This window comes from Dellaglioa sp. CoH-57-MRSF-21, assembly GCF_056781915.1.
On the sequence record NZ_JBXAXU010000003.1, the window covers coordinates 228224 to 244466 of the forward strand.

Genomic DNA, 16243 nt, shown 5'->3' on the forward strand with positions numbered 1-16243 from the left:
GCAGAAAGGGATAGGTTAAAACAATGAGCTTGAAAAAAAATATACGACTAGCAGTAGCCATTGTCCCCCTCCTTGCATTTTCGATGATGGTAAATTCAGTAGCCGATGCAGCAGTTGCAACTGATGGAAAAACTGCGATATCATCAGCTAACTTAACATTACTTGAAAAGTCTGGTCCTGTTGATCCGTTAGATCCATCAAAACCAGTGCACCCACTCAATCAAGTTACGCCAACAACTGGAGACTTAAGAATAGATTATATTTCTAGTTTTCATTTTGGGGCACAGGATATCTCGGGGAGTAATAAAACCTACTATGCAACTTTTGATAAAGTAGCTGACATGACTAACCGTCGTGACTCAAGTGGAGTGTGGGACACACAAAACCTAACAGATAAAGATTATTATAATGTACCTAATTACGCCCAGGTCACAAATAATACAACGGGTAATTGGTCATTAGGTGTTAGTAACACTGTTTTTAAAAGTCCTAGCGGGAACGTGCTTAAAGGTGCTGTACTAAATATTAAGAATATCGAAGCACATAGTGAAAATCCAGGTTTAGGGCTAAGCGGGGACTTACCAGGTAACGTTAAACTTACAGGAACTGGTGGTACTCCTGTTTCGGTTGTTAGTACGACAGATGGTAATAGTGATAATCCGTTCGGTACTTGGACACTTGCTATGGGTACTGATAAAGCGGGAACTAACTCTACAGGAAACGATGCAGTGTCGTTATTTGTTCCTGGTACCACTGTGAAAACAAAAGAAGCTTATACATCAACGTTGAAATGGACATTGATAGCGGCTCCATAAAGCTAATTTGAAAAGAAAGAGGATTTTTACATTGAATAAAAAATTTTTTGGAATCATAATGGCGTTTGTGGCAGGATTGGTTTTATTTAGTGGACAAGTTCAAAAAGCGAACGCTGCTGAAATGAACTTTGCCGTTACTGCAAATCTTCCAAGTAATCAAGTTGATAAGCGCCAAACCTATTTTAATTTAAAAATGAAGCCTAATCAGAAACAAGATGTTACTGTCACATTGAAAAATTCGACTAATAAAGCAGTTGTCGTAATGGCTGAGGCAAATACAGCTGTAACCAACGATAACGGTGTGGTTGAATATAGTCATGTGAAACCAAAACTTGATAAAACAATGGTAAATCCTCTATCTTCAATTGTTAAGTCGGATAAAGAAGTGACAATTCCAGCCAAGAAAAGTGTTGTGCATACGTTCCATATCACAATGCCCGCTAAGAAATTTAATGGCGAAATCGATGGTGGATTATACTTCTATGAAAAGATCGACAAAGATAGTGAAAAAAAATCAAAGAGTAACGTTCAAATTAAAAACCGTTATGCATTTGTGATTGGGACAACGTTAACTGAAACAGATGATGTTGTTAAACCTGATATGAAATTACTTAAAATTGAACCAGGTTCAGTTAATTTCCGTAATACATTGAAGGTAAATTTACAAAACCCAACAACAACACCTATTCGTAATTTAAAGGTAGCCGGAAAAGTCTATTCAAGAAATGGGGATGAAGCCTTACATGCTTCAACCACTTCGAATATGACAATGGCTCCCAATACGAATTTTAATTATGGTATTTTTTGGGACAACCAACCCTTTAAACCTGGTAAGTACCGTCTAGAAATGACGGCAACTTCTGGTGTGAATAAGTGGAAATGGACTGAAAACTTCACAATTGATGGCGCAACGGCAGATAAATTGAACGAAAAGGCAGTTGACTTAGAAAAAGATTATACAATGTGGTATATTCTTGCAGGAATCTTCTTACTTCTACTTGTATTATTGATTATTTGGTTCTTAGTTCGTCGTAATAAAAAAGATAAAGAAGAAGCTGTCGCAGAAGCAAAACGACAAATTTTATCAGAATTACAAACTGGTGAAAAAGAAGATAAGTAGTCGAAATGGGTGAGGTATGGTTATGGGGAAAAAAATAACGAGTACTTTAGTAATTGGTCTTTTGGGGTTATCTTTTAGTTTAGGTGCATTCGGTAATACCGCAGAAGCGGCTAGTTATACAAGTGAAATGGGAATTGAATTTGTAGGTAAAATGCCAACAACTTCTCAGGTGACACCAGATCCAGACGGGAGAACACCTGTCTCAAAGAATGTTGCATCGAATCAAAACAGATTACCTCAAACCGGTGAAATAAAAGGATCAGGATTATCAATGATAGGATTTATTCTTTTATCAACCGCAGGATTAATTGGATGGGTTAAATATAACGATTCAAAGCAATCAAAATAAAGAATAGTTAAAATTAAAGTAGGCTACCTTCGTATTTATATGAAGATAGCTTATTTTTTTTGCTTATTATCTAAGTCCAATTTAGTTAAAATTAAAAATATACTAGTGGTTAAATTTGCAAAAGAAAGCGTTAACATGATAAGCTGTGTTTAAGGTATTAATAAAAAAATAAATATAAATATAAGGAGGTATTAGTAATGCTCTAACTAATTTTTTTATGGAGGGCCTGTATCAAATAATTGTTTATAAACCAAAATAGAGGAGATGAATAAAATGAACAAAGTAGAAATGAGTCAGACAAAGAAGAATGTGATTAAAACGGTAGCGGTGGTTGGATTATTGAATTCAGTAATGATTTTAGGGGTAGCTAATAATTCCGTAGATGCTAGTAACCATGAAAAGCAGGTGGCGACAGCTAAAGTAGGTACGAAAGAATTAGGTGTTATTACAAGAGGCTCAATGAAAGTATCTGGAACGGGTGCAAGTGGTCTACACTTACAAGGTAATAATACAGTGACAACAGGTACATTAGATTTTGATTATGAAGGAAAGTCGATTATTTCGGCAGGAATTAATGAATCGACAGACTATGTCTTGTCAGTTCCTTCAGAGTTAGTTCCACTTTTTAACCATGATTCGTTCAATAATTATATAACAGGAAATTTCCAATTTAATAACGGAAGTAAATATACGTATAATAAAAATGATATCCGAGTTGAGGATAATGGTAAAACATTACGAATCAAAAATCCATCTCATTCTTGGATTGCATTTGCCGACTTCAAAGTTCATTTATCTCTTGATATTGGGCAAATGGTAACAGATACAGGTATCAGAGTAGCGGACGCAGAAAATAACTCAAGTTATATATTTAATAGTGGTTTAGTAAAAAATGGTGCGCCAATTGATTGGGACGTGTTGGGTTCATATAATGCTTCTGACACGTTGCCAACATATCACCTAGACCCGGGTTGGGCACTTTTGAAAGAAATTCCAACCGTTGAAACAATTTTTGATACAGATACAACGGTATCAGGTCGTGGTGTTCCAGGTGCTAAAATTGAAGTTAAAGTTGGCGATAAAGTTATAGGGACAGGTATCGTTGATGAAAATGGACTTTACGAAGTTACTATTCCTAAACAACATGAAGATACAACAGTTAGTGTTCGTCAGAATACAGGTGTTGGTTGGAGTGATGTGAAAACTACGGTAGTTAAGCATAAAGATGTTACGATTGCTAAACCAACTGTTGATTCTTATTATCAAAGTGATAAATATTTAACAGGTACTGGAGAAACAGCTGGAAATACAATTATTATTGCTGATGCAAGCGGTAATGAAATTGCTAGAACAGTCGTACAGTCAGATCTTAGTTTCTCTGTACAAATTCCAGAACAAGGAGCCTATACACTTCTTTATATAACTGAAACAAATGGGACAGAAATAAGTCTTGCAACGGTAGTTCCAGTTCGTGAAGGGTAACCAAAATAAACTGTAAATTGGCAAAAGTAATTCATCATTTTTTTTGATGAATTACTTTTGTATTAAAACAAAATCGATAAAGCGGTTACTTCATAAATTAGATAAATATTTTTTAATTAAAAAAATATGTTTACATTTAAATAGATTATAGGTAAACTGGCTATGTCGCAGTAACCAGATAATAAGTTTGCGATTAGGTTACAGCTAAGTTAACGAATAAATCTATTAGGAGGGACTAGGGGGTCACAACTAATCAGCTAGACTAATGAGTTAAATATAGTAATGTTAGGTATAAATAGGCAGCAACTATAGGGGGAGGACTAAACAATGAAAGGGCATAACAGTAATAAAAAAGAACGAATCTCAGCAACGTTAATGACGGGAATTATCTTAGCAGGAGTGATGACAGGTAGCATTGTTAACGTGGTTAACAATGAGGGCCCAGGAACTTCTGTCCAAGCTAAAGAGCTAGATGAAACCGTTAAACCTCAAACAGCATCTTCTGAAAAAACAACCGAAAAAAGTACATCGATAAAAGCAACAAAAGAAGAAATAACAAGCGAAGTAGCAACTAAAGAAGAAGTAACGAAAGCACCAACAAAAAAAGTAGCAACGACTAAAAAAAGTGAGACAGCAGTACCAGCTGCTGGTTATGTTGGTCCATCACAAGGGGCCATTAATACTCAGTGGAGTACTACCGATGTGGCATCAAATTCTAAAAATGAGTATGTGTCACTTACAGGAGGCGGGAAGTTAGTAAATGGTGTTCCAACAAACAACGCGGGAAAAGCAGATGATACAGCGACTCCTGTTTTATATTTTGGTAATGCAGCATTTAATTTCCAACCAAGTGCGCTGACAAATAACGATTCTTACAGTGAACAGGGTAATGCATCTAGTTGGGCATTTACGAAGGTTGGTGCCAGTGGAAGAAATCCTAATCCAAGAAAGTCTTATGGAATTATCATTAATAATGCTATTCCAAAAGATCGTGGATATGGGTATGCAGCAGAAAGTAACACGACGCCTAATACAATTGAAAGTGCTGTAAAACTTGGACCAATTACAGATTACCATCTTTATAAAAATAATGATGGTACTGGATTCAAAGCTACAATGTACGATGTAACATATAAGGTGAGCTATACATTTGAAGAAATGTATGATGCAGCAGGTGGTATATATAGTTATTTCAGTATCACAAATAATGATACTGCAACTCGAGCTATTGGTGCAGCTCAGGGGGTCGATACTTTGGTTGATAAGGATGACGTCCCTGTAAAAAGTTTGGGACCTAACAATGGATTTAAAATGGTAAGTGATAAACATACCTTGAATTACAGATTGAAGGATCCCGGTAATAATACTAGCTTGGGTGGTTGGACTAATTATTCAGCTGGGAAAGCTACCGGTACTGGTATATTAGATATATCAAATATAAGTAGTTATTTCAAAGGTGGAGCTGTAGGAACTGGAATGGAGACATCAGTGCTTGATAAAATTATAGCTATCAACGACATTAGTCAGCCAGATACTCCGTTTAAGGGAGATAGTGCTTTTGTAATAAAAGCTAATCCTAAAACGTTAGCCCCAGGAGAAACATTAACGACAGGTTCTTACTTAACTTATAAAGAAACGACACCAAGTATTCCACCTGTTGCAACTGTAACACCATCAACAATTAATGCTTATGCGGATCAAACAGATTCATTTAAAATTGTAGGTAAAGTTTCAGATGAAGATAGTACAAAGGGATACATTCAAATTAAGTATCCAGATGGGTCAATATCATCGCCAGCAGAGAATACTTATGAAACAACAAAAGATGGTGTCGATTATTCTGCAAAGATTGACCCTACAAAATTAAAAGTAGGTGCAAATAAAGTTATAGTAACTGCGATTGATGCTGGAGGTACCGAACAATTAAAACCAGTTACCGTAACTGTCAACTTATTCAAGTTGGGTGCAACTGCTATTCCACAAAAAATTGATGTTGGCGGAACCGTTACAATAGATGAAACAAAATTAATCAAAGATTTAACAATTATGAATACTAATAAACATACATTAGAAATTGATCCTACAAATCCATCAAATAAACCACTTGATAACACAAAAGTTGGTTTCTATATACAAGATATGATTTTGACGGATACGGATGTGACACCTAATGAAACTGCTAAAGTTGCCGTTCCTGTCAATGTAATAGATGGTGATACCGTCGTTGATGGTGATTCTGTAGTTTACGCTAAGGATTTTAGTACGGACAGTAAATCTATCTCGGGATTAACAGAGACTAAATTAAATGAGTTCATATTAACAGAGAGTTCGGCTAAAGGTTGGATACTATCAACTGGTGCTGATTCTAAAGTTACAGTTAAATCAACGACACTTACACCAACTTCTAGTGCTGGTGACTATGAAGCAGTTATTGTAAATGCTCAGGGTGTTGAAAAAACGATTAAGATCACAGTTGCAGGTGGTGGTTTAGCAATTACTGCAGCCTCTGATGAAATGACTTTTGGTTCAAAAGATGGGGTAATGTTGCCTTACAGTGGAGAAAATTTCAATCTTCAACGTACTGCTGAAAATACTGTATCAATTTCTAATCTAGGCAAAACAGCTTGGACATTGAAGGCTAGCGTTTCAAAACCTTTAACAGATGGATCTAACACATTGAAAGGTGTTTTGAAATATATAGATGCAACTGGAACTGCACAAGATTTAGATACTGGTAGTACAGAGGTTGGTTCAGGTCAGACAGAAGAAACTAAAGATGTCACTTGGGCAGCCGATAAAGGTGTTGTTGCTGAACTTAATGGAAGCAACATGTCACTTAAAGCAGGTAAGTATGCAGGGGAAATAACATGGACACTAACGGATGCGCCTTAATCCTAATCCTTGCTTAATTAACGTTAATCATTAGCATTTTGCTAATATTATAAAAACATCAAAATCTGACGAGGGGAGTAGATACGATGATAAAAAGAAAGTTAATTTTGGGAGTTCTTTTAGGTAGTATGGTACCGGCTGGTTTTACCGTAACGCAAGCTTTGGCAAGCGAAACAGTGAATTATCAGTCGCATGCAACTATTGAATTCGTGAAAAATACTGACGGTACACCGCCAGTTGATCCAACAAATCCAACTGATCCGTTAAAACCGGTTAAACCAGTTAATCCTGGAACAGATGGACCATTATCAATTGATTACGTTTCGAACTTACAATTTAGTCAACAACAAATTTCTGGTAAAGACAGTGTTTATTATGCACAACTTGACCAGTTAGTTGATAAAAACGGTAAGGTTGGGGAATATCCAAACTATGTTCAAGTAACGGATAATCGTGGTTCAAACGCAGGCTGGAAACTAACTGTTGCACAGACCAATCCATTTATGAATGGTAAAAATAAATTAGATGGAACGATTATTACGTTAATGAATGGAACAACTAACGGAAGTAGTAATATGAGTCAGCCGACAGCTAGTCAAGCAGCCATCAATCCAGATGGCAAAGCAGTTACTGTGATGACAGCCAAGGTCGACAAAGGTATGGGAACATGGACAGACCGTTTTGGTAAAGATAATACAGCTGCCAAACAAAGTGTGTCATTACTTGTTCCAGCTGAATCAAACAAAGTAGCAGGGGCTTATAAGTCTGAATTAACATGGACTTTGACAGATGCTAACTTATAAAAAAGGTTATATAAAGGGGAAATAAATGATGAAAAATTCAAGTAAATTATTATTAAGTACATTATTAGGCGTAGGTGTGACAGGTGCCATTATGACAACTGCTCATGCATCTGAAACACAAACATATACATCACACGGTAAAATTGAATTGACTAAAAATGATGGTACAACAGATCCTGGTATTACGGATCCAACAGATCCTGGACATACTATTGATCCAACAGATCCTACAAACCCAACAGATCCAGGTACTGGTGGCCCATTATCAATCGATTATGTTTCTAACTTTAACTTTGGTGCTCAAAAGATGTCAGGTAACAACGAAACATATGACTCTCAATTAGTGACAGTTAAAGATGCATCCGGAGCTGATAAAGATCTTGCAAACTTCCTACAAGTTTCAGATAACCGTGGAACAGTAGCAGGTTGGAAACTTACTGTTCAACAAGCAAAAGCATTTACAAGTGAAACAACAAAATCAGAATTAGATGGGACAACAATTACGTTATCTAATCCTGAAGCAACTAATGCTGATAATAACGCATCAAAACCAAAACCAACATTAACAAATAGCGTTGACATTTCAGCTACATCAGGGGACAAAGTTGTTATGCAAGCAAAAGATGGCGCAGGTTCTGGTACATGGTCTGAATCCTTTGGTAACGCAACAACAGATGCTGCTAAAGCCAAAGCTTCTGTTAAATTAGCTATCCCTGGTGATAGTAAAAAAGTTGCAGAAAAATACACATCAGATATTACATGGACACTTACAGACGCTAACTTATAAAATCTAAATTAGTCAATAAAAAATAAAAATGGTTATTAATTAAAAGGGGAAATAAATTATGAAAACAACTAAAATCGTTACAAGCGCAATTATTTTATCAACATTAGGTTTAGCTGCAGCACCTGCAGTACATGCTGCAGATTATACATCAACAGGTAAGGTTGGATTTATGGAAAATACAGATCCAACAACACCCGTTGATCCAACGGATCCAACAGGCCCAGTAGGCCCAACGGATCCAACAGACCCAGATAATCCTCAACCAGGAACACCTGGCCCATTATCAATTGATTACGTTTCTAACTTTGATTTTGGTTCAAAAAATAAGGTTTCTGGAGACGATACAACTTACTACGCTGCACCTGTTAAATTAGCTGATAAAGATGGTAAAGAAGTTACAAGAGCTAACTACCTACAAGTAACAGATAAACGTGGATCAAATAAAGGCTGGAAATTGTCAGTTAAACAAGTAAAACAATTTAACGATAGTAAGACTGATTTAGATGGCGCACAGCTAAGTATGGGAACACAAACTTTAAATTCTAAAAATATTGGCGGAACAACAGATCCAGCTATAGCTAAAGCTACAATTACAACATCAATTGGTGCTGACGTTGCTGTCTTAGATGCTGGTAAGGATCAAGGTATGGGGACTTGGACAGATTCATTTGGTGTCTACGATGCTGATGCTACAAAAGATACAGCAAGTAAAGCTGTCTCATTGAAAGTACCTGGTAATTCAGCTAAAACGGTCGGTTCATCATATACAACAGATTTAACATGGACATTAACAGACGCTGGTTTATAAAATTAAGTCATATCACTTTCTAATAGGCTACAAAAAAATAGGGAATTAAAAAAAGGGGAAATTAAAATGAAAACAACTAAAATCGTAACAAGCGCAATCGTATTAACAACATTAGGTTTAATTGCAGCACCAGCTGTAAATGCAGCAACAGTAGGATCACTTCCAACAAAAGGTAGCGTTGGTTTTACAGATAATACAGATCCAACAGGTCCAGTTGATCCAACAGATCCAACAGATCCAGTTGACCCAACAGACCCTCCAATTAACCCAGGAACAAATGGTCCATTATCATTAGATTATGTTTCAAACTTTGATTTTGGTTCAAAAAATAAAGTTTCTGGTAGTGATACAACTTACTACGCAGCTCCTGTTGAAATAACAGATTCTAAAGGAACAGCAAAAGAAGTAGCTAACTACTTACAAGTAACAGATAACCGTGGATCAAATGCTGGTTGGACAGTTAATGTTAAGCAAGAAGGCGCATTTACTGACGGTACAAAAGAATTAACTGGTGCTCAATTGAGTATGAAAGATCAAACATTTAATTCAACAAATATGGATGCGACAACAACACCATCAATAATTGGTGATAAAGATAATAATAGTGTCGTTGCTCCTACAGTTGGTAGCGATGTTAAGGTTGTTACTGCTACAGACGGTCAAGGAATGGGAACATGGACTGATTCATTTGGTAAAGATGCTAAAGCTAAAGCCGTTTCATTAACAGTACCTGGTAAAACAGCTAAAAATCTTGGAACAATATATACAACAGATTTAACATGGACATTAACAGACGCAAACTTATAAAAATTGGGTTAACAAAAGGGGAAATAAATTATGAAGAAAACAGCAATTGCAACAGCAGCACTTTTAACCGTTACTTTGTTTTCAACAGTAGCACCAGCAGTACATGCTGCTGATGTAACATTACCTTCATCAGGTGATGTCAACTTTGTAGCTGATCCTGCTACTGGAGCTGGAGAAATTAAATTGACAAAGGCACCAAGTGTTGATTTTGGAGATCAAAAAATTAGTGGATCAGATGCAAAATATGATGCAGCTACTATTACAGATTCTATCGTTGTTGATGACAACCGTGGTTCAAATGAAGGTTGGAAATTAACAGTTGCCAACACACAGTTTACCGGCTCAAAAGAATTAGCTGGGGCTAAGTTAACATTGACGCCTGGAACTGTTTCTAATAATAATGGGGCAAGTTATAATGCTACCCAACCAACAGCGGATATGGTTTTAGACGGATCTAGTCAAAGTGTTGCAGTAGTAGATGCAGCTAAAGACATGGGTATGGGTACTAACACGTTACCTGTTACTAAGGCAACCTTAGACGTACCTGGTGCATCAACTAAATTAAAAGAAAAATATACATCAGTAATTACATGGACGTTAAACGACGCACCATTATAGGATGCAGAAAGGGATAGGTTAAAACAATGAGCTTGAAAAAAAACTTACGACTAGTAGTAGCCATTGTCCCCCTCCTTGCAATTTCAATAATGGGAAATTCAGTGGCTGATGCAGCAGTAGCGCCTGATGGAAAAACTGCAACCACAGCGGCTAACTTAACATTACTTGCAAAGTCTGGTCCAGTTGATCCATTAGATCCGACAAAACCAGTACAACCAATTAATCCAGTTACGCCAACTACTGGTGACCTGAGGATAGATTATATTTCTGATTTACATTTTGGTACTCAGAAAATTTCAGGAAATAAAAAATCTTATTATGCTGCTTTTGATAAAGTAGCTGATTTAACAGGACATCGTGATGAAGCTACAGGTGAGTGGGTTATAGATAAGCTCACGGATGCAGATTATAGGGATGTACCTAATTACGTTCAGGTTACAAATAATACGACAGGAAACTGGTCGTTGACGGTTAGTAACACATCATTTAAAAGTGGTGCTAATGAACTTAAGGGTACTGTGCTTACAATAAAAAATGTAGCATCGAAAACAGATAACGGAGATCCTGATGCCGGTTTATTTACCGATAGTATATTATTAAAAGGTGACGGTGCATCATATCAAGTAGTAGATCCAACTGCCAATACTAATCCCACAGGGACCTGGACAATAGCAATGGGTGATGCAACAACAGGTAATAAATCAGCGAGATTGGATGTGCCTGGCCCGGCTGAAAAAGTAGCTGGTGAAACATATACGTCGACATTAAACTGGACATTGACGGCGGCTCCATAAAGTTAATTTGAGAAGAAAGAGGATTTTTACATTGAATAAAAAATTTTTTGGAATCATTATGGCGTTTGTGGCAGGATTAGTTATATTTAGTGGACAAGTTCAAAAAGCGAATGCTGCTGAAATGAACTTTGCTGTTACTGCAAATATTCCAAACAACCAAATTGATAAGCGCCAAACGTATTTTAATTTAAAAATGAAACCGAACCAAAAGCAAGACATTACTGTCACATTAAAAAATTCGACTAACAAAGATGTTACTGTAATGGCTGAAGCAAATACAGCGATTACAAATGATAACGGAGTGGTTGAATACAGTCACGTGAAACCAAAACTTGATAAAACAATGGTAAACCCTCTATCTTCAATCATTAAGTCAGATAAAGAAGTGACAGTACCGGCTAAGAAAAGCATTGAGCATACATTCCATATCACAATGCCCGCTAAGAAATTCAATGGCGAAATTGACGGTGGCTTGTACTTCTATGAAAAAATTAACAAAGATAGTGAAAAAAAATCAAAGAGTAACGTTCAAATTAAAAACCGTTATGCCTTTGTTATTGGGACAACGTTAACTGAAACTGACGATGTTGTTAAGCCTGATATGAAATTACTTAAGATTGAGCCCGGATCAGTTAATTTCCGTAATACATTGAAGGTAAACTTACAAGATCCAACAACAACACCAATCCGTAACCTGAAAGTTGATGGAAAAGTCTATTCAAGAAATGGTGATAAAGCACTACATGCTTCAACCACTTCGAATATGACAATGGCTCCAAATACAAACTTTAATTATGGCATTTTCTGGGATAACCAACCCTTTAAGCCTGGTAAGTACCGTTTAGAAATGACGGCGACTTCTGGGGTACATAAGTGGAAATGGACAGAATATTTCACAATTGATGGCGCAACGGCAGATAAATTGAACGAAAAAGCGGTTGACTTAGAAAAAGATTACACAATGTGGTATATCCTTGCAGGAATCTTCTTGCTATTACTTCTATTGTTGCTCATCTGGTTCTTAGTTCGTCGTCGTAACAAAAAAGATAAAGAAGAAGCTGTCGCAGAAGCAAAACGACAAATTCTAGAAGAATTACAAACTGATAAAAAAGAAGATAAGTAGTCAAAATAGACGAGGTATGGTTATGAGAAAAAAACTAATGAGTGTTTTAATAATTAGTCTTTTGGGGTTATCTTTTAGTTTAGGTGCATTCGGTAATACTGCAGAAGCGGCTAGTTATACTAGTGAGGTTGGAATCGAATTCGTTGGTAAAATGCCAGAGAAAACGAAACCAACCACACCGACAACAAGACCAACAACAACGTCCCCCACGACGCCAACAACTTCACAGGTAACACCGGATGGGAAAACACCTGTCTTAAAAAATGCAGCAAAAGGTCAAACCAGTTTACCTCAGACTAGTGAAATGAAAGAATCAGGACTATCAATGATGGGCCTTGTTCTGTTGCTAGCTATGGGATTAGTTGGCTGGTTTAAAAGAAATTATGCAAAATAATTAAAATTTAATAGTTTAACTAAAAAGAGTTTTTCCTCGTAAAAATACGAGGAAAAACTCTTTTTTTATTGCGATATTTATTAAAGGTTCTATTACAACTGTTGTTGATAAATATATTACAGAGCCCTTAATTTAAGAGGTTGGGTTTTTGCTTAAATATTAAATTAGATTAACGTTATGGTTAAATCACTTTGAAGTAATGTTGAAATTATGATAGCATAAAAATGTTGTTAATGAAAAAATAGATTAAAGTAATAGCATTTAAGGGTAGTTTTATCCCACAGTATATTCACAAAATATTAAAAGGGGATAGTATGGGAAAAATATATATAGAAATATTAGCGACTATCGGGATACAAATAATACCCTTTATATTTATCATAGATGGATATATCCATAGAAATGGTATTGGCTTAAATAATGGTGATGGGTTACTTGTTTTAGGTGTTTTATTATTATTTGGAATGGGTATTATATATACTATTACGTATTTATTAGATGTAATGATTAAAAGGCATAATAAGTACTTAGTACCTAAATTTAAATACTTATTATTAATGTATTGGGTATTTCTAGATGTTATTATAGTAATTTATTTAAGTTTTAGAAATTTCTTTTAGAGTAGGAAAATCAAATTTTTCATCAACATTCGGGAAAAGGTAAATATGTTGAGGTATATAAAATAAAGGAATAGCCATATTATGCTGCGGGTTCATTTAACCCTATTTATATTCATAAAATAACATCATATTAAGGAGCTAAAAATGTTGAAACTTTTAAAAAATTCCAAAGTATTACATTCATTTTTTAATATTATATTTATTATAGAAACTTTTAGTTTATTTCTTGATACTGCATTTTCATTAGGCGGAATGGGAAGTCAACATATAGATCTATTCCTTTCAGTATCAAGTATAATCGTTCTTTTACAATTTTTTATGCTGATTGTCCAATTTAATTATTTCGATAAAATAATAATAGTAATCCTTTCAATGTTTAATATTGTATTAAACGCAATTATGTTGATCATTGAGATTAATAATGATTGTTATCTTCCTACATTAGAATCCTTCCTGGTAGCTATTTTGATTTCACTGTTCTTTATATGTAAATACTATAAATCAGGAGAAACTAAATGATTAGAAAAGTAATCAATTCAAAAATAATAGCAATCAGTTTAAATATAATATTAATGATTCTTGCAATTATAATGATTGTTCATGCTCTTTCAGGTAAATTCTATAGTGAAGATGTATTCATGTTATTAGTAGGGAACATTGAGATAATTATGATTTTATTACAGAATAAATTATGTAAATATCGTGGTATTATAATACTATCAATTTTTAATGTGATTTTAAATGTAACTCTATCAAATTTGGTTTATACAGACCCGTTAGTTTGGGCTTGTTACATTGGGTCAATTATTTCTATCTTCTTTATGATTAAATTCCCAAAAATGACTTCGTATTAAAATGGGTGATTACGGTAAAAAGAGCTAAACAGAAAATCCTATCTCTTAATTGAGGTAGGATTTATTTTTTATGAAACGTAATGGTAACGATTACAATCCAACTATATTAACGATTTTAATTTATTATTGATTGAACTAATTTTTTTCTACTATGTTGCTTATTATATTTTGTAGTGTGGTAAGAACGCCATGGCTATCTTAAGAAACATGATATATAATTAATGTAAGCGAAAACAAAAAACCTTATATCAACATATAAGGTTTTTCAAAAGAAAATATTTTAATTTTAACGATGCGCCATGAGGGAGTCGAACCCTCAGCTCAAGAACCGGAATCTTACGTGCTATCCATTACACCAACGGCGCAGTATAGTTAATAGTTTAGCTGAATTACGTAAAAAAAACAAGTAACGAAAGCGGAGGTTGAGAAATAATGGCTATTGAACAGAAATTTAAGCAACAACAAACGCAAATTCAAAAACTGGCAATGACACCAGAGCTCCAACAATCAATTAAAATGTTGCAATATAATATAGAAGATTTACAAGAATTTGTCACTGAAAAAATGATGGAAAACCCTTTGATTGAAGCTGTTGACGACAATCAGAGAATCCAAGCAGGGGAGTCTCGTTATAAAGTTAATCTAACAACAAATGGTGATACTGATTATATGAATTCAGTCAGTGATGATGAATCACAATCTTTATTGGATTATTTATTGGAACAAATTTATCTAACGATGCGTCAAACACCGCTTAGAAAGGTTGTTCTTTACTTAGTAGATTATATTGAACAGACGGGCTATTTTAATGCTAATTTGGATGATTTAGCAGAAGAATCAGGAATACCACCCATTATGTTATTAGATGCGTTAACCTTGATTCAACGCTTAGATCCGCCCGGTGTTGGTGCACGTAATTTACAAGAAAGTTTAATGTTACAGATTGATTCTGACGATTTAGCGCCTGAATTGGCATATACAGTCATAAAAGATGATTTTGATAACTTTGTCGATCGTAAATGGTCGGACATAGCAAAAAAATATCGTGTTAATCTTTCAGAAATTCAAGAAATATCAGATTTTGTTCGCACATTATCACCTAATCCAGGTGCAGGATTTGGGACAACTAGAATTGGTAAAATCTATCCAGATTTAGTTTTGAAAAAAAGTAATAATGAATTAACATTATTCAAAGTTCGCGGTGCACAGCCTGAAGTTGTTTTTCAACAAAAATATTTTGATGATATGTCAAAAGACCAAGATCCTGAAGTAATCAAATATTTAACTGAAAAGAAACGGGAATATGAATGGCTAGTTCATGGCTTGAAACAACGAGGCGATACCATTTTAAAAGTAGGACAATATATTTTGAAATATCAGGCTGACTTCTTCACTGATAAAACCAAACCAATTAAGCCATTACTTTTACGGGAAGTTGCAGCCGCTTTAGGTGTTCACGAATCAACAATTAGTCGAACCGTTAATGATAAGTACATTGAAACAGAATCTGGTGTTTATGAAATAAAATCATTCTTTGGACAAATCGCAAATAAGAACAAAAAGAATGCTGAAGAGCTATCTTCAAAAACGATTATGACAACTATGCAGACTTTGATTGAATCTGAAGATAAAACGAAACCTTTCTCTGATCAAAAAATAGTTTTACAATTAATGAAACAAAACATCGATATTTCGAGACGAACAGTTGCAAAATATCGTGAAAACCTGAACATTCCATCGTCATCAGCAAGAAAACGCTACAAGGATTAGGAACAATTATGACCTTATCTCATATATCAAACGTCAATTGCTGACATGGCAGATAGTCGTTTGAAGTGCTTGCAAAGTATGAAACAACCTGATATAATTTGTCTTGTAATAAAGGTATGAAGACACTTTGATTAATGCAGAATGTTATCGTGCTTTGTTTTTTTAGAATTAATGGGTCATAATGCGACACTGTGGGACAAATAATGC

The 16243-nt window shown here is 35.0% G+C and carries 16 protein-coding genes and 1 tRNA gene; 16 read left to right on the forward strand and 1 reads right to left on the reverse strand.

Annotation, left to right across the window (positions count from 1 at the left end; genetic code table 11):
• Positions 1-29 precede the first annotated feature (29 nt).
• From AC1RPQ_RS04820 to AC1RPQ_RS04890, 15 genes are all read left to right on the forward strand, one after another.
• Positions 30-815 carry a WxL domain-containing protein gene (locus AC1RPQ_RS04820; RefSeq protein ID WP_481762186.1) on the forward strand — a complete coding sequence of 262 codons (786 nt, stop codon included), beginning with the start codon at positions 30-32 and terminating at the stop codon, positions 813-815.
• 31 nt (positions 816-846) lie between these two features.
• Entirely contained in the window at positions 847-1935 is a 1089-nt protein-coding gene (locus AC1RPQ_RS04825) for a WxLIP family cell surface protein (protein WP_481761463.1), read from the forward strand.
• A 22-nt stretch (positions 1936-1957) separates the two neighbouring features.
• Positions 1958-2284, forward strand: coding sequence for an LPXTG cell wall anchor domain-containing protein (locus AC1RPQ_RS04830; RefSeq protein ID WP_481761462.1), 327 nt, complete (start codon positions 1958-1960; stop codon positions 2282-2284).
• A 273-nt stretch (positions 2285-2557) separates the two neighbouring features.
• Positions 2558-3766 carry an Ig-like domain-containing protein gene (locus AC1RPQ_RS04835; protein ID WP_481761461.1) on the forward strand — a complete coding sequence of 403 codons (1209 nt, stop codon included), beginning with the start codon at positions 2558-2560 and terminating at the stop codon, positions 3764-3766.
• Positions 3767-4093: 327 nt separating this feature from the next.
• Positions 4094-6658, forward strand: a complete 2565-nt coding sequence (locus AC1RPQ_RS04840; protein ID WP_481761460.1) for a hypothetical protein — start codon at positions 4094-4096, stop codon at positions 6656-6658.
• 86 nt (positions 6659-6744) lie between these two features.
• A complete protein-coding gene (locus AC1RPQ_RS04845) occupies positions 6745-7461 on the forward strand; it encodes a WxL domain-containing protein (RefSeq protein WP_481761459.1) in 717 nt (238 codons plus the stop codon).
• A 25-nt stretch (positions 7462-7486) separates the two neighbouring features.
• Positions 7487-8248 carry a WxL domain-containing protein gene (locus AC1RPQ_RS04850; protein ID WP_481761458.1) on the forward strand — a complete coding sequence of 254 codons (762 nt, stop codon included), beginning with the start codon at positions 7487-7489 and terminating at the stop codon, positions 8246-8248.
• A gap of 58 nt (positions 8249-8306) precedes the next feature.
• Positions 8307-9056 (forward strand): WxL domain-containing protein, encoded by a 750-nt coding sequence (locus AC1RPQ_RS04855; RefSeq protein ID WP_481761457.1) that lies wholly within the window; start codon positions 8307-8309, stop codon positions 9054-9056.
• A 66-nt stretch (positions 9057-9122) separates the two neighbouring features.
• The gene (locus AC1RPQ_RS04860) at positions 9123-9863 is read left to right on the forward strand and encodes a WxL domain-containing protein (RefSeq protein ID WP_481761456.1); all 741 of its coding nucleotides are present in this window, start codon (positions 9123-9125) and stop codon (positions 9861-9863) included.
• 30 nt (positions 9864-9893) lie between these two features.
• Positions 9894-10481, forward strand: a complete 588-nt coding sequence (locus tag AC1RPQ_RS04865) for a WxL domain-containing protein (protein ID WP_481761455.1) — start codon at positions 9894-9896, stop codon at positions 10479-10481.
• A gap of 26 nt (positions 10482-10507) precedes the next feature.
• Positions 10508-11275 carry a WxL domain-containing protein gene (locus AC1RPQ_RS04870; RefSeq protein ID WP_481761453.1) on the forward strand — a complete coding sequence of 256 codons (768 nt, stop codon included), beginning with the start codon at positions 10508-10510 and terminating at the stop codon, positions 11273-11275.
• A 31-nt stretch (positions 11276-11306) separates the two neighbouring features.
• Complete coding sequence (locus AC1RPQ_RS04875) at positions 11307-12398, forward strand: WxLIP family cell surface protein (protein ID WP_481761452.1); 1092 nt, start codon at positions 11307-11309, stop codon at positions 12396-12398.
• Between the two features lie 22 nt (positions 12399-12420).
• The gene (locus AC1RPQ_RS04880; RefSeq protein WP_481761451.1) at positions 12421-12792 is read left to right on the forward strand and encodes an LPXTG cell wall anchor domain-containing protein; all 372 of its coding nucleotides are present in this window, start codon (positions 12421-12423) and stop codon (positions 12790-12792) included.
• 314 nt (positions 12793-13106) lie between these two features.
• A complete protein-coding gene (locus AC1RPQ_RS04885; protein ID WP_481761450.1) occupies positions 13107-13412 on the forward strand; it encodes a hypothetical protein in 306 nt (101 codons plus the stop codon).
• A 572-nt stretch (positions 13413-13984) separates the two neighbouring features.
• On the forward strand, positions 13985-14266 hold the full coding sequence (locus AC1RPQ_RS04890; protein WP_481762187.1) for a hypothetical protein: 282 nt from the start codon (positions 13985-13987) through the stop codon (positions 14264-14266).
• 293 nt (positions 14267-14559) lie between these two features.
• Here the strand turns inward: AC1RPQ_RS04890 and AC1RPQ_RS04895 are convergent.
• Positions 14560-14631: transfer RNA gene (locus AC1RPQ_RS04895), tRNA-Arg, on the reverse strand.
• 67 nt (positions 14632-14698) lie between these two features.
• Here AC1RPQ_RS04895 and rpoN point away from each other — a divergent pair.
• Positions 14699-16036, forward strand: coding sequence for an RNA polymerase factor sigma-54 (gene rpoN / locus AC1RPQ_RS04900; RefSeq protein WP_481761448.1), 1338 nt, complete (start codon positions 14699-14701; stop codon positions 16034-16036).
• Positions 16037-16243 lie beyond the last annotated feature (207 nt).